This is a genomic window from Corallococcus sicarius, from assembly GCF_003611735.1.
Lineage (GTDB): Bacteria > Myxococcota > Myxococcia > Myxococcales > Myxococcaceae > Corallococcus > Corallococcus sicarius.
In genome coordinates this window covers 1-21538 of sequence record NZ_RAWG01000155.1, presented here as the reverse complement: position 1 = coordinate 21538, position 21538 = coordinate 1, and the positions used below count along the sequence as shown (strand labels likewise).

At 71.0% G+C, this 21538-nt stretch carries 8 protein-coding genes; all 8 read right to left on the bottom strand.

Annotated elements, in window-relative coordinates; genetic code table 11:
- On the bottom strand, window positions 1–1399 hold a 1399-nt coding region (locus D7X12_RS45110), incomplete at its 3' end, for a transglycosylase domain-containing protein (RefSeq protein WP_208719229.1).
- A complete protein-coding gene (locus D7X12_RS22990; protein WP_147443778.1) occupies window positions 1399–7314 on the bottom strand; it encodes an Ig-like domain-containing alpha-2-macroglobulin family protein in 5916 nt (1971 codons plus the stop codon). The genes D7X12_RS22990 and D7X12_RS45110, both read right to left, overlap by 1 nt.
- 102 nt (window positions 7315–7416) lie before the next feature.
- Window positions 7417–7641, bottom strand: a complete 225-nt coding sequence (locus D7X12_RS22985; protein ID WP_120627428.1) for a hypothetical protein — start codon at window positions 7639–7641, stop codon at window positions 7417–7419.
- Window positions 7642–7752: 111 nt separating this feature from the next.
- Window positions 7753–8220 carry a hypothetical protein gene (locus D7X12_RS22980; protein ID WP_147443777.1) on the bottom strand — a complete coding sequence of 156 codons (468 nt, stop codon included), beginning with the start codon at window positions 8218–8220 and terminating at the stop codon, window positions 7753–7755.
- Window position 8221: 1 nt separating this feature from the next.
- Window positions 8222–13840, bottom strand: coding sequence for an N-acetylmuramoyl-L-alanine amidase (locus D7X12_RS22975; protein WP_120627426.1), 5619 nt, complete (start codon window positions 13838–13840; stop codon window positions 8222–8224).
- Between the two features lie 140 nt (window positions 13841–13980).
- Window positions 13981–19005 (bottom strand): PA14 domain-containing protein, encoded by a 5025-nt coding sequence (locus D7X12_RS22970; RefSeq protein WP_158620104.1) that lies wholly within the window; start codon window positions 19003–19005, stop codon window positions 13981–13983.
- A gap of 232 nt (window positions 19006–19237) precedes the next feature.
- Complete coding sequence (locus D7X12_RS45105; protein ID WP_120627424.1) at window positions 19238–20578, bottom strand: hypothetical protein; 1341 nt, start codon at window positions 20576–20578, stop codon at window positions 19238–19240.
- A 74-nt stretch (window positions 20579–20652) separates the two neighbouring features.
- Window positions 20653–21538: SDR family oxidoreductase (locus D7X12_RS22960; protein ID WP_120627423.1), on the bottom strand; the 886-nt coding region annotated here is incomplete at its 5' end.

Genomic DNA, 21538 nt, shown 5'->3' with positions numbered 1-21538 from the left:
CCCGGTACGCCCGCGCCAGCTCGCGCAGCGTCACGTCCCCGTTGCCCAGCACGATGCCGACGCCGTAGTGCGACGCGCTCTCCTTCAGGCTCTCGAAGCCCGCCTCGCGCAGCACACGCAGCACCTGCTCCGGCCCCAGCGCGTCCGCCACGCGCACCGCCGGGATGTTGTAGCTGGACGCCAGCGCCGCGCGCAGCCGCACCGGTCCGTGCACGCGCCGGTCATAGTTCCTGGGCACATACGCGCCCCCCGGCGTCGCCAGGTGCACCTCCACGTCCGCGAGCACGCTGGAGGGCGTGAACCCCTTGCTCAGCGCGAGCCCGTACGCGAACGGCTTCAGCGCGGACCCCGGCTGCCGGAGCGAACGCACGCCGTCGTTCTGCCCGCCCTTCGACTCGTCGAGGAAGTCCGAGGACCCCACGTACGCGAGCACTTCGCCCGTCGCGTTGTCCAGGACGATGGCCGCCGCCTCCCCCACCCCGCGCTCCTCCAGTCCCCGCAGCTCCTCCACCATCGCCTTCTCCACCGACGCCTGGAGCGCGGGGTCGATGGTCGTCTCGATGCGCGTCGCGCGGTCCAACCCCAGCGCCGGCAGCCGCTGGAGCAGCGCCGTCGTCAGGTGCGGCACCTCGAAGCTGCGCTCGGGTGGCACCAGGTCCAGCGGCGTCTGGGCCGCCAGCCGGGCCTCCTCCGACGTGAGGAAGCCCTCCTCCACCATGCGCGCCAGCACACCGCGCATCCCGAGCAGCGCCGCGTCCGGGCGCCGGTACGGGTCGCGCCGCGCGGGCGAGCGCGCCATCCCCGCGAGCAGCGCCGCCTGTCCCGCCGACAGCCGCTGCGCCGACCGCCCGAAGTAACTCCGCGCCGCGGCCTCCACCCCGAAGGTGGAGTTCCCCAGCGGCACCCGGTCCAGGTACTCCAGCAGCACCTGTTCCCTGGAGAGGTGCGCCGTCAGCCGGAGCGCCCACAGCGCCTCGCCGGCCTTCCCCCACCACGAGCGCTCGCGCGGCACCAGCCTGCGCGCCAGCTGCTGCGGAATCGTGGACGCACCGGACACGATGCGCCCCGCCTTCACGTTGTCGCGCGCCGCCCGGGCTACCGCCACCACGTCCACGCCGGGGTGGCGCGTGAACCGCTGATCCTCCGCGGCGATGAAGGCCGCGCGCACCAGCGGGGGGATGGTGCCCCCCGACAGCCCCACACTCCGCCCGTCCTCGCGGGAGAGCACCTCGCGCAGGGCATGGCCCGTGCGGTCGGTGATCACCAGCGAGGACAGCGCCTCGCGGGACAGCAACGCCCCGGGCAGGGGCATCGCGATGAAGCCCGCGCACCCCAGCCCGACAAGCGCCGCGGCCACCGCCACGGCGCGCGCCATCCCGCGAAGCGTGAAGCGCCCCATCACTTCGAAGCGACCTCTTCCGGCATCACCACCGGGAAGCGTCCACCCTCGGAGCGTCCGAAGACCTCCGGCGTGTACATCTCCTCCGCGTGCGCCGGCTTGAGCACGAAGTCACCCGGCGTCGTGGCCCGGGCGACGAAGCTCGTCACGTGCACGCCCGGCGGCAGCTCGTCCGCGAAGAAGATGACCCGGTCATCCCGCATCTCCGTGTGGTTGAACGGCGACCAGAAGCGCGTCGCCCACGGGCTGCTCGGCTGGTCCGTCTCCGACAGGTCCTCCCCGCTCTCGTACTCGTAGCCCTCGCCGGGGCCCTCCTCCTCGCCGGAGCCCACCGGCCCGGGCAGACTCGCGGTGCTCGCGAGCGACGTGTCCACCGCCTCCAGGCCCGCGGGCAGCGGCACGTCCACCGCGACGAAGTGGCGGCGCATCGGCGTGGCCACGCGCACCCGCACGCGCACCAGCTCGCCCGCGCGCGCCGCCTTCGCCTGACCGCCGCCGTTGTACGGCTCGAACCAGCGCTGGACGATGATGCCCCGGTCCATCGGGTCCAGGGGCATCACGGCCGGCGCGTAGCGCAACAGCGCCCCGTAGTAGAGGTTGCCCGTGCCGTTGACGCCGAAGGTCAGGGGCTGCGCCTTGTCCGCCGTGCCCAGCTTCTCCACCGGCACCTGCACCGTCTTCACGCCCAGGTCGCGGCCCTTGAAGTCGGCGGAAGCAATCACCTGTCCGCCCAGCTTCACCACCGCCTCGTACGCCGGCACGTCCTTCTCCTTGCGGCGCACCACCTCCGAGAGCGCCATCAGCGTGAAGGCCGCCTCCTGCGTGTTGCGGAAGCGCCCGTCCCCTTCGCGCGACGACGCCAGGTAGCGGCTCATCTTCGCGACATAGGGGTGGTCCGGCGTGACGCTCACCAGCGTCTGGAGCACCAGCGCCGTGGTGCGCGTGTCGGACGACCAGAGCGGCGCGTACGTCTTCGCGTCCGTCTCCTGGAAGTGCAGGCCCGCGGTGGTCTCCTGCGCCTTGTTCAGCAGCTCCTGGAGCACCTTCTGGCCCTGGTCCCGGTTGCCCTTCCCCACGAAGATGGCGTCCGCCAGCATCGCCTGGGCGAAGAGCGGCAGGTCCGCCCGCTTCTCGAACAGCTCGTTGTAGTACGACGGCCGGGGCGACCCCGTGCGCGCCAGCGTGTAGAGCGCGAAGGCCCGTGTCTCCAGCCCCGGCGTGTTGCAGTCCCCACCGCACCGGTTGCACACGCCCGCCGCCACCTTGTCCGCCAGGAACTTCTTCGCCTTCGCCAGCCCCTCGGCGTTCACCGGGTAGCCGACCTCCTTCGCCCGCGCCAACGCCAGCGTCGCGTACGCGGAGGCATACGGTGACGTGCAATCGCTGGACGCCCAGAAGCGGAAGCCGCCGTCGTGGTTCTGGAGCGCTTCAATCTTGCGCACCGTCGCCGTGACAATCGCGTCCGGATCCAGCGTGCCCTGCGTCTTCAGCGCGTCATCGCTGACGAAGCCCCGGACGAACGCCTGCTTCTGCTCCTCCGAACCGCCCGTCCACGGCACGCCGAACTTGCCGGACAGCTCGCGCAGCGCCACGAACGGCACCAGCCGCGACGACATCTGCTCCAGGCACCCGTAGGGGTAGTCCACGAGCTGGTTCATCGACTCCTCGAAGCCGCCCATCACCGTGGACGACATCGTCACCGTGAGGCCGCCCACGCCGGGCCGCACGCCGCCCGGCGGCTTGAGCCCCTCCGTCCGCTCCGTGGTGGTGTCGCCATACGTCGCCACCGCCTCCAGCCCCACGGGGAGCTGCACGGGGATCTTCTGCTCCACCCCGTCCGTCTCGCCGCCGCCCGTCACGGAGAAGCGCAACACCGCGGTGCCCGGCTGCTCGGCCACGAAGGTGAAGCGCACCTCGCGGGCCTTGCCGTCCGTCAGCGACACCGTCTTCTCCGACGGCCCCTCCACCCGCACGCCCGTGAGCTGCGCGGTGACCTTCGCCTCCTTGATGGCAGGGTTCGTGGTGTGGATGACCACGCCGGCCTCCGCCTTGTCGCCCACGCGCACCAGCCGGGGCAGCGCCGGCAGCGCCAGCAGCGGCTTGGACACCTGCACCTTGCTCTCACCCACGCCGAAGCGGTCCGCGGCCGTCACCGCCACGGCCATGATGCGGAAGGTGGTCAGGTTGTCGGGGAGCGTGAACTCCACCTTCGCCTGGCCCTGGTCGTCCGTCTCCACGGACTGGAACACCGCCGTCGTCTTGAAGTTGCTCCGGAAGCCGGAGCCCGACGTGTCCGAGCCGCCGGAGCCGCCCGGCTTCGAGCCCTTCTCGCCGTACAGCTTGCGCAGCACCAGGTGGATGAGCGGCTCGCCAATGCGCACCGACAGGCCGCGCAGCGGGAACAGCGCCTCCACCGGATCCGGCGCCTGGTAGCCCGTCATGCGCAGCACGCCCTCGTCCACGGCCCAGAGCGTCACCTCCGACTTCGCGCCCTTGCCCGCCGCGTCCTTCACCGCGACGTTCACCGTCACCTTGTCGCGCGGGCGCTTGTCCTGCGCGTCCGGCGTCAGCGCCACCGACAGGCGCTTCTGCTTCTTCTCCACCTTCAGCTCCGTGTAGCCCACGCGCACGGAGGGACGGCCCGGATCGTCCCCGGACTCAAGGCCCTTGGACGCCTCCACGCGGCCGCGCACCAGCACCACGCCCACGAAGACGTTGGGGATGGCCCCCTCGCCCAGCGGGATGTCCAGCGCCGTGGCGCTGCCCTTGAGCTTCACGCGGCGCACGCTGAGGACGCCCTCGCGCTCCACCGTGACGAGCGCCTCCGCCTGCGGGTACGGGCTCTTCACCAGAATCTTCGCGGTGTCGCCCACGTCATAGAGCTGCTTGTCCGCCACCAGGTCGATGCGGTCCGTGTCGTTGCGCTGCCACGACACCCAGCCGGAGCCGGTGACGTAGAGCGAGTCGCGCGTCGCCGCCTTGCGGCCCTTCGCGTCCGTGGCCACCGCCTCCAGCACGTACAGGCCGGGCTCGCCGGGCGTGAAGCGGCAGGCCTGCGGCGTGGCGGCGCTCTTCACCGAGCACTTCGACACGTCCGTCTCCACCGGCTCCGTGATGGTGAACCACTGGCCGCCCTCGCCCTTCTTGCGGATGGACTTCCACTCGCGGCGCTTGATGTTCACGTCCACCGCGATGCCGTCCTGGCGCGCGCCCGCGGGCGTCACCGCCACCACCTCCAGGCCCACTTCCTTGCCGGCTTCCGCGAAGCCCGTGGAGAGCATCCGCAGGCCCGCGTACACGTCCGCGGGGTGGACGATGATGAGGTTGCGGTTGGCGATGCGCTGGCGGTTGACGTCCTCCACCTCCGCCTCCAGCGTGTACTCCCACGTCTTGCCGCCCGGCGTCTCCGCGGTGCCCAGCGCCAGCGCGAGCTGCCCCGTGGCGTCCGTGCGCCCCTCGCCCGTGGCGAACGTCTCACTGCTGTGCTCCGGCTGCTCGTCGTCCCACCACCAGGTGTTCACCCCGAAGGTGAACGCCTCGTTGCCCGGCGGCGTGAAGAAGGAGCTGGCCCGGCCCACGCTCCAGCGCACCTGCGCGTTGCCCATGGCCCCGCCGAACAGGTAGCGCGCATCCACGCGCGCGGTGAGCGCCTCGCCCGCCGGCACGTGCTGCTTCGGCACCGCCACGTCCACGCGGAACTGCGGCGCGCGGTACTCCTCCACGCGGAAGCTGCCGTTGTAGCTCAGCGTCTCGCCTTCGATCTTCAGGCTCGCGGACACGTCATAGAAGCCCAGGGGCATGTCCTTGCCCAGCTTCATGTCCGAGCGGAAGGTGCCGTACTTCGTGATGACGGCGTCGCCCTCGAAGACCTTCTCCCCGCGCGAGCTGGTCACCGTCACGCGGGCCTTCGCGCCGGTGGGCGGTGACTTGAGCACGCCCAGGCGGCGGTAGCGCACCACGCCCTTGATCATCACGTCGTCGCCCGGGCGGTAGATGCCGCGGTCGACGAACACGAAGCCCAGACCATCCGGGCTGCGCCCCTCCCACGCGCTCATCAGCGAGAACGCGCCGGGGTACATGCCGCCTCCCCACGAGGACAGCGTCACGCCGATGTCGGTGTCCTTCTCCGCGGAGACCATGGCCCACGGGATGTTCCAGGACGACTCCTGCTTCGTGACGATGAGCTCCGACAGGCCCGGCACCTTCGCGAGCCCGTTGGCGTCCGTGACGCCCGTCCACTGCTCCGTGCCCGTCTTGTCCCAGAGGGTGAGCCGCGCGTCCGGCACCGGGGCGCCCGTCTGCAGCGACGTCACCCACACCACGCTGGAGGTCGCGCCCAGCTTCGCGTGCACCGCCAGGTCCGTCACCTGCCCCATGATGCGGCGCGGGAACTTCTCCTTGAGCACCGGCGCGCTCAGCCGCGCGAGGAACAGGCCCGTCTTCGCGCCGTTGAACGCAGGGCGCAGGTCGAAGGGCACGGTGCGCTCCACGTTGCGCGCGGCCTGCGTGTCCAGCGTCGTGCGCACGGGCTCGGTGGCGGGCCACGTCTCGGGGCGGGAGTCCGAGCCCAGGAAGCGCGCGAGCTCCGCGGGCGACAGCGCCCACACCTCCGCCATCACCTCCGGGACGTTGGTCACCACCAGGGGCAGCGAGCCATCACCGGAGGCCTCCAGCAGCGCCTCCGTGGAGCCGGAGTCGAACGAGGGCGCCACGTCGCTCAGCTTCGTCTGGCCCTGGAAGGCCGGGCCCGTCTGGCCGAAGACGTCCTTGTAGCCCGCGGCCACCTTCACCTTGTACGTGGTGCCGGGGCGGAAGCGGCCGGGCAGCGACACGTAGGGGAACTTCTGCTCCGCGCCGGGCCAGGGCATCTGGGTCTGCATCCGGTCCCAGTCAATCTGCGCGGGAGGCTCCAGCGTCACCTTGCCCTTCAGCGACGCCACGTCCACCTCGTTGGAGGTGAAGAGGATCAACGGGCCGTAGGGGCACTCGTTGTCGCCGTACTGGAACGCGCACGCGGACACCGACTCCGCCTTGAGCGCGCCGTAGGTGGTGTAGGGGTGGCGCACCGCCTCCTCCAGGGGCAGCGGGCCTTCCACGCCCGAAAGCGCCGCGTCCACCACCAGGGTGAACGCCGTCCCGGCGGCCAGCTTCTGCGCGGGCTTCAGCTCGTACTTCACGCGCCGGTCCTGCGACCTGCGCTCCGGACCGCTGCCGACCTCCACCGCCTTGAGGTCCGCGAACGCGGTCTCCTTCACCAGCGTGAGCGGCACCGGCGCGCCGCTCGCCATTTCCAGGCGCGCGTGCTGCGGCAGGTCCTTCACCTTCTGGTTGAACACCAGCGTGAAGACCTGCTCCGGCTGCACCCAGTGGAAGCCGGGCTCCGGCGTCACGGTCTGGAGGGCCGGGGACGTGGTCTCGAACTCGAAGGTGTAGGGCGCCGCCAGCGTGGAGCCGTCCATGGCCTTGAGGCCCGCGGGCACCGTCACCGTGTACTTCGTCGCGAGCCGCACGCCGCTCGCGGGCACGAACTCCACGCTCGCGGAGCCCACCCAGCGCCACTCGCCCTGCAGCGGCGGTTCAATCTTCGCGGGCGCCGCCAGCCCGCGCTCCTGGGCCACCGTGCCCAAAGCAATCATGGGCTGGGTGAAGGTGATGGTCGGCCGGATGTTGCCGTGGGCCTTGCCCTGCGGCCGCGCGGCCACGACGCTCAAGGGTCCCTGGGCCGCGGCCTCGGCGGGATCGATCTGCAGCGCGGGCGGCTCCGGCAGCGGCTGCACCGCGAGGCCGGCGTTCTTCGGGGACGAAGACGGCGAGGTGCCGGTCTCCGGGGTGCCGCCCTTCGCGTCCTTGTCGCCGCGCGAACACGCGGTTGCGACAACGAGGCAGACAAGGGCCAGCAAGGGGATTCTGCGCATGGTGGGGCTCACGGAGCTCCAGGGCGGGCACTCGTGAGCTCCCCCCGGAAAAATGACCCGGGCACCGTACCACGGGGTCCCCCACCCCGACGGCGGTTCGCGTCACTCCAGGCGGCGCGGATCCACTCCTTGGATTCCCAACCTCCGGGAGTCCTGCCCCGGGAGGGTGGTACGACGCTGACGCGGCGGGCCTTCCCGCCTCGGGGCCAACTTCGGAGACCCGTCCGCGAGCACGGAGGTGGGCGCGAAGACCTCCGCGACGGCGACGATGAAGCCGCCCAGCAGCTTGCGGAGGTGGGACCTGGGGCGGTGATGGGACGACGCCATGCGTTGCCTCCGTGGAGGGACGGAAGGCATCAACATGGAAAGGGGGCCGCTCTCCGGCCATCGCACCGGTGAGCAGCCCCCGTTCGTTCAGCGGACAGTGATGCGGTGCGGCTACTTTCCGTGCACGTGCTTCTCGATGATCTTGTTCATCCGCTCCTCGCAGGTGCCTTCACAGATGAGGTAGGCCACGGGCTTGCCCGGCTCGTAGATGTGGGCCGCGAGCGACGCGGAGATCTCGAAGCGCACCTCCTTGCGGTGCTTGCCCTTTCCGGACACCAGTGTGCCCTGCACGATGCACTGGACCCAGTCCAGCCGGTCGTGCACCTGCTCCGTGGGCAGCGGTTGCGCCGAGCGCAGGTACACCAGCGTCTCCTCCGCCGTGAGCGTGAAGTAGCCGCAGTGTTCCTTCATGTAGTTGTTCTCGTAGCCCTCCTCCATGCGGGCCTCGAGCTTCTCGATGCGCGCGTCGCGCGGCACGCTCCATTGCGGAGCCGCGGCCTGGGAGAGCGAGGCCGCCAGTCCCAGCAGCACCGCTCCCGTGCGCCACGCGTGATTCCGTCCGTGAGTGTCGTTTCGCATGTCAGTACCCGAACAGGGTTCCCTCGCTGCGAGGGTTGTCCTTGTAACCAATGACGCCATGGGCGAACACGTCCGTGTCCTTGAGATTGTACTGCGCCTGCAAGGCCTCCACGAGCGCCTTCACCGCGTTGAGCTGCGCCGCGGTGGGCGCCTCGTAGGCGCCCTTGGCGTTCTGCGCGCCTGCCACCTCGATGCCAATGGAGTCGCTGTTGAGCGGGTAGCGGTCCGGGTAGCTCTTGGCCAGCTCGTGCTTGTAGACGTCCCCCTTGCGCGCGACCCAACTGGTGACGCGCTTCACGTCCCAGAGCTTGGCGAGCGTCGCCTTCTCGGTGGCCGAGCAGGAGGCCTCCTCCTCGCACCGCGCACGGATCTTCCCGACGTGGCTGGCCTGCTGATCCAGCTTCATCGTCTGGATGATCTTCCCGTTCTCATCCACCAGGAAGTGCGCTCCCTCCTTCTTCCCATTCTTGTAGGCATGAAGCGTGCTGCTGCCCGTGGCAGCGGAGGTGCGGTGCAGCACGATGGCGTTCACCTGCTTGAGGGGCCCGGTCTCCAGCGTCTTGAAGCGCTGCATCTCCACCGCATAGGGGACGACGAGGATCTCGGCCACCTCCGGCGTCGCGGCCGCCGCGGCCGCCTTCGCCTTGTAGCCGCTCGGGTCCACGAAGCGCGTGGGCGCGTTGAGGGCGTACGCGTAGAGGTTGCACTCCACCGGGCTGTCCACGCACCGCGCCGGCTCCTGCAGGAAGAGCGGGTCCGGCGTGAGGAAGCGGTTGATCTCCGGGTCGTAGTCACGCACGCCCATGCGCACGAGCCCCAGGTCCGCGTCGAAGCCCTTCTCCACGAAGTCCAGCACGGCGGAGCTGACCGGACGGTGCGCGCGGGCACCGAACGGTGTCGCGAGCAGCAGCTGCCCGAGGGCGTCCGTCATCACCGACCCCCGGCTGTCCGCGCCCACCATCTGGAACACGCCGTCGTGGATCAAGCCCACCACCTGGCCCGCGAAGCGGAACGGCCGCGTCAGCCCGTTCGCATCCAGCAACGCGCCGCCCTCCAGGTATGCCGCGAGCGGCGTGGTGCCCTCCAGCTTGAGCAGCCGCTGTCCCGCCTCGTCGTAGAGGAAGCGCCACGCCCGGGTGCCCCGGACGACGCGCGCCACCTGCCCGTGGGGGCCGTACTCGAACGTCAGGTCGTTCTTCGTCACCGTGCGGCCCAGGTCGTCGAACGTGTACGTCGCCGCGCCCGACGTCAGCGTGTTGCCCTGCGTGGTGAGGGTGCGCCGCACGCCATCCTCTTCGATGACCGTCGGCAGGCCACTGGCGTCGAACTCGTAGCCATAGGCGTGCGCGGCGTCCGTGGAGCCCACGAGGAAGCCCTTGGGCGAATAGGCATACTGACGATGCAGTGACACCCCGCCCGCGGCGTAGGTCTCCTCGGCCACGTTGCCCCGCGTGTCCATCCGCTGCCCCACCGACGCGTTCCATCCCGGGCCCTGCTGCGTCTTGGACAGCCGCCGCCGCGTGAGCGGGTCGTAGCCCAGCGTCACCCGGCTTCCGGTGGCGAAGTCCGCCGTCAGCGGCTGGCCGTCACCGTCGTAGCCGTAGAGGGCCAGCGATGCGCCATCCAACAGCGTCTCCGCCAGGCGCCCGTGCGTGTCCCAGCGCTGCGCCTGGGTGTGGAGCGACAGGAGCGCGCCCGTCACATCGAGCACGCGCGTCGTCTCCGTGACGGCGTCCCCGCCATCCGTGTAGCCGAACAGCGTCTCCACCGTGCGCCAGCCTGTCAGGGTCACCACCCGGCGCGTCACCTTGCCGTCCGCGCGGTACTCGAAGGTCTTCTGGAAGCCCTCGCCCGAGACGCCCGTGTGCTCCCCCAGGTGGGTGCGCTGCGTGGGCTGCTGGGGCGTGGCGCCGTCGTAGTAGTGCTGGTAGCGCTGCGTCGCTCCGGTGGTGACGTCGGTGTGCAGCTCCACCGTCTTGCGGCCCACGGCGTCGTACGTCCACGACTCCATGCGCCGCAGCCCCCCCGACGAGGTGAGGAACAGGCGGTCCTTGGGAAGGCCCGTGACCGCGTCATACGAGTACTCCACCTTGGCGAGGCCCTCGCGCAGCACGCGGGTCACCCGGCCGTGCGCGTCCACCGACAGCCAGTGGTGCTTGCCATCCGGCAGCAGTACGCCGCGCACGCGGCCGAGCACGTCATGGGTGTACTCGTAGCGCGCGCCTCCCTGGTCCTGGAACACCCGCACGCGGTCGGACGCATCCGTCCAGCTCGTGGTCGTGAAGGTGCCGTTCTCCTTCGTGTCCCGCCGCACGCCTCCGGCCTCCACCGTCAGGGCCGTCTGGTGCTGCTGGGTGACGCCCGTCTGCAACACGGAGGAGGCGTCCACCACGTGGCCGAAGGCCGCCCCCCGGCTCAGGCCGAGCGACGCGGTGCCGGCGAGCAGGTCGCCGTAGGACACCTGCGTGGGCTGGAGCGTGGCCGGTGCCGTGGGACGCTGGTACTTGCGCGTCTCCAGCTGGGCCGGGTCGTAGGTCGTGATGCCCTGGAAGGTCCACCCTCCGGGGATGCGCTGCGCGGTGGCCACGGGCTCGCCATCCGCGGTGCTCCACTCGGCGAGCTTCCGGTGGGCGCCGCTGGTCGCGTCCACCAGCGAGTCCACCTCCACCAGCGCGGGCTTCAGCGCGGTGGCGTACTGGTAGGACAGCAGCTTGGAGGGGTTCGTCTCCGTCGCGTGGCCCTGATCATCCCACTGGCGCGCCAGCCGCTCCTCGCCGTCGTAGCGGAAGGACTCCGAGTAGCTCACCGTGCCCTGCCCGTAGCGCAGCGAGCGGACCGCGTCGGTCAGCGTCTCGCGGCCGGTCACCTCCACGCTGGTGCCATCCGGGGACGTCACCTTGCGCAGCAGCGTGCCGCCCGGCTCGAAGTCGAACCAGGACGTGCCCCGCCCCGGCACGGACACGTGCTCCACGGAGAAGTCCTGACGGTAGGCGACCTCCTGGAGCGTCACCGCGCCGGACGGCGCCACGCTCTCCAGCTTCTCCAGCAGGCCCACCGCGTTGCGCGTCAGCCGGGACTCGTGGCGGAAGTCCAGCGTCGCGTCCGCGTGCTGGCCCGTCATCACCACGCCGCTGTCCAGGCAGTGCAGGTGGCCCGTGAGGCCGGAGGGATTCGCGCGGGTGTGCTCCGTCGTCAGCGTGCCGTGCGCCGTGTGCAGCACGGTGCGCGCGGGGCAGACCTCCGCCGCGTAGGCCTGGAACTCCGTCCACTCCTCCACCCGGCGCGTGCCGGAGCGCCAGCCGCTGCGCTGCTCGCGCAGGCGCCTCCACGGCAGGCCGAAGGACTGCGTCGCCTCGTACACGCGCGACTCGAAGCGCTCCACGCCCGGCGTGCGCGCGTCCGTGGACGTGCTGGAGACGAGCAGGCCCGTCTGCCGCGTGTCATGGGAGAAGGTGGAGCTGTCGGTGCCCACCGGCGTGGTGCGGGACACGTCCTCATAGCCCAGCAACGTCCGGCTCACCGGGTGGATGGCGGGCTTCGCGTAGTCGTAGGTGATGTGCTCCAGCGGGTGGCCGGAGGACGTGACGTCCAGCGCGGAGAGCACGGCCTCGCGCTGGTAGGTGCCGACGGCGGGCGGGCTCCAGGCGTACTGGAACGACAGCCGCGTGCCCTTGCCGTCGTCCGCGGTGCGCATCAGCCCCGTGCCCGGCGCGTCCAGGGTGACGGAGTACGCCTGTCCCAGCCGGACGGTGGACAGCTGCGTGCCGCCCGTGCCGGTGAGGTCGCCCACCACCACCGGGCCGGGCAGGCCGTCGAAGAAGTCGCCCAGCGGGGCGCGCACCTCCGTGAACTCCTCGCCGGTGTTCACGAAGAAGAGCGCGTAGCCCTGCTGGTACAGCACCAGGTCCGACAGGCCGTCCTTGTTCAGGTCCACGAACGCGAGCTGGTAGTCCAAGAGGCCGCTCAGCTCGCCGCCGTACCACAGGCGCACCGGCATGCCCTGCCCCGCGCCGTCGAACTGGTACTGGCCCTGGCCGTACCACACCACGAGGCCGCCCTCGTGCCGCGCGACGATGTCCGACTGGCCATCGCCGTTGAGGTCCTGCACCCAGCTGGTGTGCGGGGTGAAGTACGGCATCAGGCCGCCGCTCACCATCGGGCCGAACGCGGGCACCACGGGGCTGGTGCTGACGTTGGGCAGCACGTCAAAGCCGCCCTCGTACACGCGCAGCAGGTCCGGCCGGCGGTCCTTGTTCAGGTCCACGAGCCGCGTCTGCGCTCCCAGCTCCCAGTGGCCCGGGAGCGTCTGGCGCGTCACCAGCTGGCCGGCGCGCGAGCACACCGTCAGCGCGGTGCTCTGGAAGGCGCCATCCCCGAGCAGGTCCACCACCTGGTGCTCGTCCAGGTCCGGTCCGAACTGCACCAGGTGCCGGGGCTCGTTGTAGAGCGACTCCGGCGCGCGGCACTCGGGGACAGTGTTGGGACCGGCCGGCGGCAGCTCCTCCACGCGGAACCCCGTGCCCTCCTGGACGAAGAGCGTGTTGCGCTGGTGGTGCTCCAGGTCCAACCGCCCGTCCGCGTCCACGTCCAGCAGCGACGCATGGTCGGGCTGGAAGGCGTCTCCGCCGAACGCGGCCACCACGCCGTCCAGCACCGTCGCGCTCTGGAACCGAGCGGCCTGGAGCGTCTCGTTGACGCCCTGGTAGGTGTACTGCGTGGCGGGAGGCTGCGCACCGGAGGCGTAGACCTGCTGCACCTGCGTGAGGCGGAAGGCCGGCCCCAGGTCATCGTCCTGGTAGGAGAGCGTGTAGCGCCAGCGCTCGGCGCGGGTGTCGGTGCCGGGGACGCGCACGCGCAGCACCACGTCCTGGACGCGCCGGTCCAGCTTCAGCGGCGCACCGCTGCGGTAGTCCACGAACGGCGTGGCGAGAGGGGTGTACTTCCACGACACCTCGTAGTGGAAGTCCTCGCCCCGGCCGCCGTAGCGCACGCGCTCCAGGAAGGGGCGGCCGGACGGGTTCACCGCCCAGGACAGGCGCGCACCCTGCCCCGTGGCGTCACGCGCCTCCTCCAGGAACCACGCATGGGTGCCGCGCGGCGTGTCCACCCGCACCTGGGCGCCGAAGGTCCACCGGCCGCCGTCCGGCAGGTACGCCACCAGCGACGTGCCCACCTCCACCACCCGCACGGCGGACGTCACGTCCGCGGGGTGCCACGCGCCGTCGGTGCCCTTCACCATGCGGCCCCAGGGGCCGGAGAGATCATCGGTGGCGTAGTCCAGCTCTCCGCGCGCCCGCGTGCGCTCGATGGTGAGGGTGGTGCTCCAGCCCATGCCCCACTCGTCCAGGCCCCCGTCGGGCGAATACGTGGGAAAGGGCTGCACGAGCAGCGGGCCCCGGTCCTGCGGCACCTGGAAGGGCGACGGCAGGCTGAAGCCTCCCCGGCTGACGTCAGCGGGGCCAAAGGCGGTGTGGGCGTACTGCCCCACGAGGGAGCCCCGTTTCGGGGCGGCGAGCTGAGGGGTCTGCACGCGCGCGTCCGCGAAAGGCTCGGACTGGGCAAGGGCCCCGGGCGCGACAAGACACACCAAAGCCACGGACAGCTTCCGCAGCGGCGACATGAAGACTCCTGATGAAGGGGAAGGAAAGGAAGCAGCGGCCCGGTCCACCGGGGCGGCACGGACAGCGAAAACGACCGCGGGAGCGCCGGAACCGGCGCTCCCGCGAAGACAGCGACTGCGCGGTGGCTACGACCCCGCGGCTACTGGCAGATGAGCGGCTCCGGCATGGACGCCACCGTGCGCCGGTCCACCTTGTAGACGAGCACCAGCTCCGAGGCTGCATCCAGCGGATGGATGGGGTTGGTGCGCAGGCCCGTCACGTCGAACTTCACGGAGCTGAAGGGCGACAGCCCGTCTCCACCGGAGGCCTGATCCGTCACCGGCTTGGCGAACTCGCCGAGCTCGAACGTATTGACGGCGGCGGCGGACAGACCGAAGTGGATGCGGTTCTGTCCCAGGCGCCACCGCGCCCCTTCGAGCAGGTCATCCTCGATGAAGTAGGTCTTCGTGCCCTGGGGCCCGGTGAAGGTCAGCTCCTGTTCGAACGTGGAGGCCGCCTTCAACGGCTGACCGTTGAGCGTGGTGTTCTCCGCGCCCGCCGAGCCACCGATGCGCACGAAGTACAGGCCCACGCGGTGCAGGATGGGCGTGCCCTCCGTGCACTGGAGCGCGCCGGAGATGGCGCCGTCGTCGACGTAGAAGTCCGACGGGACGATCTGCACGGAGAACTGGGACTTGGGATGGGTCACGTCCATCAGCGAGTCCCACACCGCCTTGGAGCGCTCCGGGCTGGCCTTCAGCCACGGCGAGGACGTGGCGGGGAAGCCCGGCCGCGGGAAGCTCAACGCCACGATGGAGTAGCTGGGGTCCTTGTCCGCCAGGCGCCCATCCGCCAGCGCCCCGGTGACCGCCGTCACGGCGGACAGCTCCAGGTCGGCCAGGTTCACGTAGGCCTGGGACCAGTCGGCGCGCACCAGGTTGGAGATGGCCTGGTTCGTCTTCAGGCCGGAGAGGACGAACGGGTAGCGCAGGTCCAGCACCGGGTACAGCGAGTCGGTGACAATCGTGGCGAGCTTCTGCGTGCGCTCGCGCAGCTTCTCCCCGTCCAGGTTGCGCAGGCTCCACGCCGGCACCAGCCGCAGGATGCGGCCCTGCACCTGCGTCGCCTCCAGGGCGTTCGACAGCGCCTTCATCTCCATCGACATCAGCTCCATCCGGCGCTCCACGGCGCGGATCTCCACCTTGCGCTCCAGCCGGGCCAGCTCCTTGGAGACGAACGTCTCGTAGAGCGACATCAGCGACGGCGGGAACTGGGTGAGGTCACACGCGCTGTTGCACGTGCCCGACACCTGGCACTGCGTCTCCTGGCGGCAGGCCTCGTAGAGCGACGACGTGGCCGCCTGGCGGCGGGCCATCATGTCCTGGGACAGCACCCGGCCCTGGTTGACGAGCGACTCGGTGGCCGCGCGCATGTCGGTGATGACCCGCGCCATCGCGGGGGCCATCTGCCTCACCGCGGTGCCCGCGGGCACCAGCCGCTGCACGTCCACGCTCAGCGCGTGGCTGGTGTCCTGGGTGCAGGACTGGGTGCCGAACGGCGTGAGCACGGAGGCCGCGTCGTTGGCGACGAGGTACAGGTCCACGCCCGGGTCCAGCTGTCCCTCCGTCAGCCCCACCTTGCGGCCGATGATGACCGACATGTTGGGCTGGACCACCTGCACGTCGCGCAACGTCTGGGTGCCCTTCTCACGCTGCACCAGGAGCAGCGCGCCCACGGGCAGCTTGGGGAACGGCGTGCCGTCCAGCCGCATGCCGGTGTTGTACGTGGCGCTGACGCGCTGGTCGCCACCGGAGCTGGAGTCGCTGGAGGTGCGGACGCCCACCTCGCCAGCGATGCAGGCCTCCGCGGTGGCGTATGCGACGGCCTTGGCCACGAAGATGAAGTCCCAGCTCGCGCCGGTCTCCACCCGGACGCCCGCGCAAGCCCGGGCGGAGGCGGAAGCGCCCGCGTACAGGGACGTCGCGTTGGACTCGGCGGTGAAGACGTTGTCGCTGAACTGCACGAGGAAGCCCTCGGAGCCGGTGAGGGCGCCGTTGACCTGCACGTTCGCGAGGGTGCCGTCCGCCTCCAGGGGCTTGCGCAGCTGCGCGTGGGACAGCACGCAGGTGGGGGCCCACTGATTGCGCGCCGCCACGTTGATGATGTCGCCCGCGTTGGCGGCCACGGTCCAGGGCGCGCCGTTCTTCCGCACCGCGAAGGACGTGAGGTCGGTGGAGCCCGACCAGGGGTTGAAGCGCGCCTCGGCGGCGGAGATGGACAGCGTGTCCACCGGGCCACGGGTGATGGCCAGCTTCGCCAGGTCCGCTGACTCGGAGTCGCTCGCCGTCTTGAAGGCGTTCGCGAAGTCGCCGAAGGCGGCCTCCTCCAGCGCGGCGTTGGCGCGCAGGCCCACGAGGTCCAGGGAGAGCTGATCGAACTCCGTGTAGCGCAGCTTGAGCTGGTCGATGATGCCGGCCACCTGCTGCGCGTTGCCCATTTCCGCCAGACGATCGTTCACGTAGTCCGTGCGGAACTGGAGGAACTCCGCCTTGGCGGCCGTCAGCTTCTGGGTCTGCTGGGAGATGCTGTCATCCAGCTGGGTGCGCTTGGTCTCCTGGATGCCGGCGAGCAGCGAGTTGCGCGCGCTGGGCAGGAAGCCGCCCGTCTTGACGTAGCTGGCCGTGCGCGCGTCACCGTCCTGGATGGCGCGCGTCAGCAGCAGCGCGGGCTGGGGAACCAGCGCCGGCGGCGTCGTCAGCAGCAGGGCCTTGTCGTAGGTGGCCGCGCCGAAGACCTCCTTCACCGCGGTGCGCAGGGCGCCGTGGTTCATCCGCACCTTCTCGAACAGGCCCCGCCAGGCGGCGCGCTCCGCGGGCGCGAGCGACAGGTTGGACGCGCCCAGCACCGCGGCGTCGAGCGACGTCTCGTCGGCCAGCGCGCCCATCAGGCGCCACAGCTCGCTCACCTCGGTGCGCACGGGCGAGGTGCCCGCGCAGCCCATGAAGCGGCAGCCCAGGTCGTGCATCTGGCTGACGTCGGTGATGCGGTCGTGCAGGCCCTTGAGGCCGTCGCCCATCAGCATCAGCAGGGGCGCGTTGCCCAGGGGCAGCGACGTGGAGCCGGGCATCGGGGTGAGGGCCGCGGTGAGCAGCGCGCGGTCGGTGGCGAGCCCCGTGTTGAACGGGTCCGCGGCCAAGAGCTGCGTGCCGTCCGTGCTGAGCAGGCCGCCCGCGTAGGCCGCCTTCCAGAAGTCGCTGTACGTCGCGTCCAGGTCCTTGACGAGCGCCGGGGGCACCGCCGCGCCGCCGTGCACGGTGGTTCGCGCGAGCGTGTACCACTGGTTGAGGCGCGACAGGCGCTGCTGGAGGTCGTCCTGCTTCAGCTGCCCGAAGCTGTCGCGCTGGAGCGCGACGATGTCCTTGCGCAGCAGCGCCTGGCTGATGTCGTACCAGGCCTGGGGATAGGCGGACGTGCCGGGGCACGACACCGCCGCGGCGCTGGTGGCCGCGTCCATGCAGCGCTGCCACACGGTGGCCACGCGGTCCACCGGGACGTGCGACTGGGCCATCCGGTGGCACAGGGCGAGCATGGCCTCCACGCCGCTGGTGCCCGTGCACGTCTCCGAGCCGGCCGGGGGCGTCCAGGCGTTGCAGTTGCTGGACGTGAGGTTCATGTCGTCGAAGTACTCCGCGCGCAGGCCGTGCGTGGTGGCGGAGCCGGTGAGGAAGAGCTGGCTCGAGGGGATGACCACCAGCCCGGTGCCGCCCGGAGGCGTCCAGCGCAGGCGGGCCGTGGCGGCGTTGCCGTTCTCGAAGTACTCCATGCGCAGCGCGTAGCGCTGGCCGGCCTGCAGGACGATGGAGCCCGAGTACGACGTCGGGGCCTGGGCAAACCACTTGTCCACCAGCGGCGTGTTGTCCACCCACAGGCGGACGCCGTCATCCGCGGTCACCTCGAACACGTACGTCCCCGTCACGGGCGCCAGCACCTCGCCCGTCCAGCGCGCGGAGAACGTCTCCGGAGCGATGGCGTTGGAGGGCGAGCCCAGCCCCCATTCGAAGTCCACGGTCGCGTCCACGCGCGTCACCCGGTTGAAGTCCGGGTAGTCGCCGTAGCGCTGGAGGATGAAGTCCTGCTGCGTGGCGCTGAGCTGGTGGCCCTGCAGTTCAAAGAGGGTCTTGAAGGCATTCACCAGGGAGCGGCGCTGCACCGGCTGATCCACCGTCGCCGGCAGGGACGCCACGCGGTTCCACTCCGTCAGAAGTTCGTTGTACTTCGTCTGCGCGTTGGAGAAGGGGATCTCGTCCGCCGTGAGGCAGTTCGCCCGGTTGGGCAGCGTCGAGTCCTGCCGGAAGTCCGCGACGGTCCTCGAGGGGTCCACCTCCAGGGGCGTCACGTTGGGCTCCGAGTACTTCACGCCCTTGCCGGGCAGCCCGTCACAGGTGGCCGGGTTCGGCTCCGTGCCGAAGCTGGAGTGACGGCACGTGGGGTAGATGGGCGCGCCGTTGCAGGCCTCCGTGCCGCAGAGGGGGTCCGCGTTCGTGACCCAGTTCAGGCCCACGTTGTTGATGAGGATGGTGCACGCCTCGGTGAAGTTCGCCTCGGTGATGAACAGCGCGCTGGTGTTGGTGATGATGCGCGACGTCCCCAGGCTGCGCGCGCCCGTCGTCACGCTGGCGATGGACAGCGGCCGGCCAGGGAACTCCTTGCCCTCGTTGCGCAGGGTGGTGAGGAGCGCGCTGGCCACCGACTCGCACGTCCTGCTGTACGTCGACAGGTACGTCGTCTCGCAGGGCGGCTTCTCCGAGTAGTCGCACACACGCGTCGTGCGATAGACGCCCGCGGAGGTCCCGCCGTGCGTCTGCGTCTGGAAGACCGTGGGGTGGCTGCACGTCTTGTTGCAGGTCGCGGGCTGGTAGCCGATGGGGCTTCCGCACGCGGCCGAGCTGCCCGAATTGAAGCACAGGTCGCGGTACTCCCACGGCCCCGTGCACTTCTGGTTCAGTCCGCTGCCCACCACGGGCTCGGACGTGGGACGGCAGGCGCTGCCATCCAGGGACTGCTCGTCGGAGGCCGCCAGGGACTCCACGGTGAGGTCGGGTTCCGGCTCCGGTTCAGGCCCACAGGCCATCAGGCCGACGGTGGCCACCAGGGCCCACCATGCGCTGCGTACGCGGTGTTTCATTGTCGTTCCCCCTCGAAGGGCAGACCCGGGCCCGACGGTCGCGCGAGCGCGCGGCCGTTCGTGACAGGTCGTGTGTGTGGGCATCCGGGCGCGCGACGTGACCTCGCGACCGCGGGATGCGGTGCAAGGCCCCCGCCGCGACGTGGCGCGCCCGGAGACTCGCCAGGGATACGATTTGGAGATTTATTCCTGGTTGCGCGATCCGTGGGCCGTGCTTGACGCCCGCCGGTTTTCAGCCGCCGCCGTACAGCGCGCCACCCGCGAGCCCCATCAGGAAGGCCACGGTGACGAGCAGCACCACCCAGCGGACGGGGACGCCCTGGCTGCGAGGCACCTGCTGACCCACGGCGGCCCGGGTGGGCACGGACTCATCCGGCACGAGGATGCGGACCTGGATGGCGGCGGTGCGCAGCACCTCGTCCACGTCGGTGAGGAACTTGTCGTACTCCTCCGGGACAAGCTCCAGGGGGCTGCCGTGCTGGAACTCGTAGCGCCTGGCCACGGCCTCGTGGTTGCGCAGCGAGGCCTGGCCCTTGGCCACGTCCACCCATCCGGCGACGAGGGCGGGCGCCACGCCCTTGCGGTCCACCAGCGAGATGGCCTGCCGTGCCTGTTTGCCACCGGCGGTGCTGGGGCCCTCGGGCTCCTCCACGCGCAGGATGCGGTGCGGGGAGCGGCCGTAGATCTTGTGCTGGAGTTCCGTCTTCAGGCGCTCCGCGAGCAGCGCGGAGTGGGTGGCGAACATCGTGCGCAGTTCGGGCGTCTCCCCGGCGCGGCTCGCCGCCTGCGCGGATGGCAGCGGCGCGAGGATCAGCTCCTCCTGCCGCCCTGAGCGCCCCGCCCCCCGGGCCTCGTCCGCGCCGCCGCGCGCCTCGGGGCCGCGGCCCAGGCGGGGAGGTTCGGCGATGCGCGGGGGTGGTTCGGTCGCACCGTCCAGCTCCGCGCCCCGGCCCGCGCGGATGATCTCCGGCAGGCCGAACCCTTCTTCCCGCGAGGCACCGCGCGCGGATTCGGCGGCACCGCGCGCGGATTCGGCAGTGCCCCGGCCCACGCGGATGATCTCCGGAAGTCCGAAGCCTTCCTCGCGGGAGGCGCCACGCACGGACTCGACGCCACCGCGCGCGGATTCGGCAGTGCCGCGACTGCTCCGCCCTTCACCGCCACGGCTTCCACGCACGGCGTCGGCGCTGGCCCGCCCTTCCCCACCGCGTGACCGGGGCGGAGGGGCCAGCGGCTCCGACACACGGGTCTCCGGGACGAGGTCCTCGTCGGGAACAGGGGGCGCGCTCATGCGGGTCTCGAACCCGGCGAGCTCGGACGCACGGATGTCCGCGCCCGTGGTGGGCGCGACGCGGGTCTGGTTGCCCCAGGACTTCCGGCCCGTCGTGGGCGACATGGGCCGGGTCTCCTCGGGCTCCTCGTCCAGATCCGAGGTCGGCTCCAACGTCGGCGGCACGGGCACCCGGGTCTGTTCGGTCCGGAGCTCCTCCGTCTCATCCAGGTCGTCGAGCGGCGCGACGCGGGTCTCGTCAACGCGCTCCTGCCCGCCGTTCCTGTTCTGCCCCTTCGCCATGTGCGCGCCCTCTGGGGGCGGACCATATCGCTTTGCCCGGGCCACGGGGATGGCCCGGGCTGTGTGCCCCTCCTTCAGTAGACAGGCCAGTCCGGGGCCACCGTCTCGATGGAGCCCCCGAGCCACGACGCATAGGCCGAGTCATCCGCGACGGTGTACGGCTTCCGGTAGGTCTTCTCGAAGTACTCGGCCCAGTGCGGCTGGGAGCCATCCACGTCGGTGAAGCCGAACTCGCGCGCCAGCGTCCACGACGCGACGACGCGCCCCGCCCGCGCCTTCACCCCGGGATCCGCCGCGAGCGCCGCCACCGCGCGGCCCACGTACGCGGGCGTCTCCGACGCGATGAAGTCCGGGGTCTTCTTCACCGCGTCGCGCCAGTTCGCCTCCGTCACCCCGAAGTGGGCCAGCATCTCCTCCGAGCGCAGGAAGCCCGGCGTCACGGCGAGCGCGGTGACGTTCGTGCGGCGCAGGTCGCGCGACATCGCGAAGGCCAGCCGGATGACGGCCATCTTCGTCACGTCGTAGGCGACGCTGCCCCGGTAGCCGAACGAGTCCCCGTCCGTCACCTCCACGATGAGCCCCCGGTCCCGCTCCACCATCAGCGGCACCGCGTACCGGCTGGTGACGACGTGGGTGAAGACGGCGCGCTCGAACATCAGCCGGGCCTTCTGGGGCGACTGCTTCCAGAACGGGGTGCCGAACTCCACCAGCGTCTCCCCGCCCCAGATGTCGTTGACGAGCACGTCCAGCTTCCCCGCCTCCGCGCGGATGCGCTCGCACAGCGCCTCCACCTCCGCCTCCACGGAGTGGTCCACGCGCACCGCGATGCCCTTCCCGCCCCGCGCCGTGACGAGCTCCGCCGTCTCTTCAATCGTCTCCGGCCGCGAGTCCCCGCTCGCCAGCCGTCCGCGCACGCTGCGGCCCGTGCAGTACACGGTGGCGCCCGCCTCCCCCAGCATC

What these genes read in the sequence shown, in the direction of transcription:
- D7X12_RS22990 (WP_147443778.1), bottom strand. Translation starts at nt 7,314, where the DNA reads ATGCGCAGAATCCCCTTGCTGGCCCTTGTCTGCCTCGTTGTCGCAACC.
- D7X12_RS22985 (WP_120627428.1), bottom strand. Translation starts at nt 7,641, where the DNA reads ATGGCGTCGTCCCATCACCGCCCCAGGTCCCACCTCCGCAAGCTGCTG.
- D7X12_RS22980 (WP_147443777.1), bottom strand. Translation starts at nt 8,220, where the DNA reads ATGCGAAACGACACTCACGGACGGAATCACGCGTGGCGCACGGGAGCG.
- D7X12_RS22975 (WP_120627426.1), bottom strand. Translation starts at nt 13,840, where the DNA reads ATGTCGCCGCTGCGGAAGCTGTCCGTGGCTTTGGTGTGTCTTGTCGCG.
- D7X12_RS22970 (WP_158620104.1), bottom strand. Translation starts at nt 19,005, where the DNA reads ATGAAACACCGCGTACGCAGCGCATGGTGGGCCCTGGTGGCCACCGTC.
- D7X12_RS45105 (WP_120627424.1), bottom strand. Translation starts at nt 20,578, where the DNA reads ATGGCGAAGGGGCAGAACAGGAACGGCGGGCAGGAGCGCGTTGACGAG.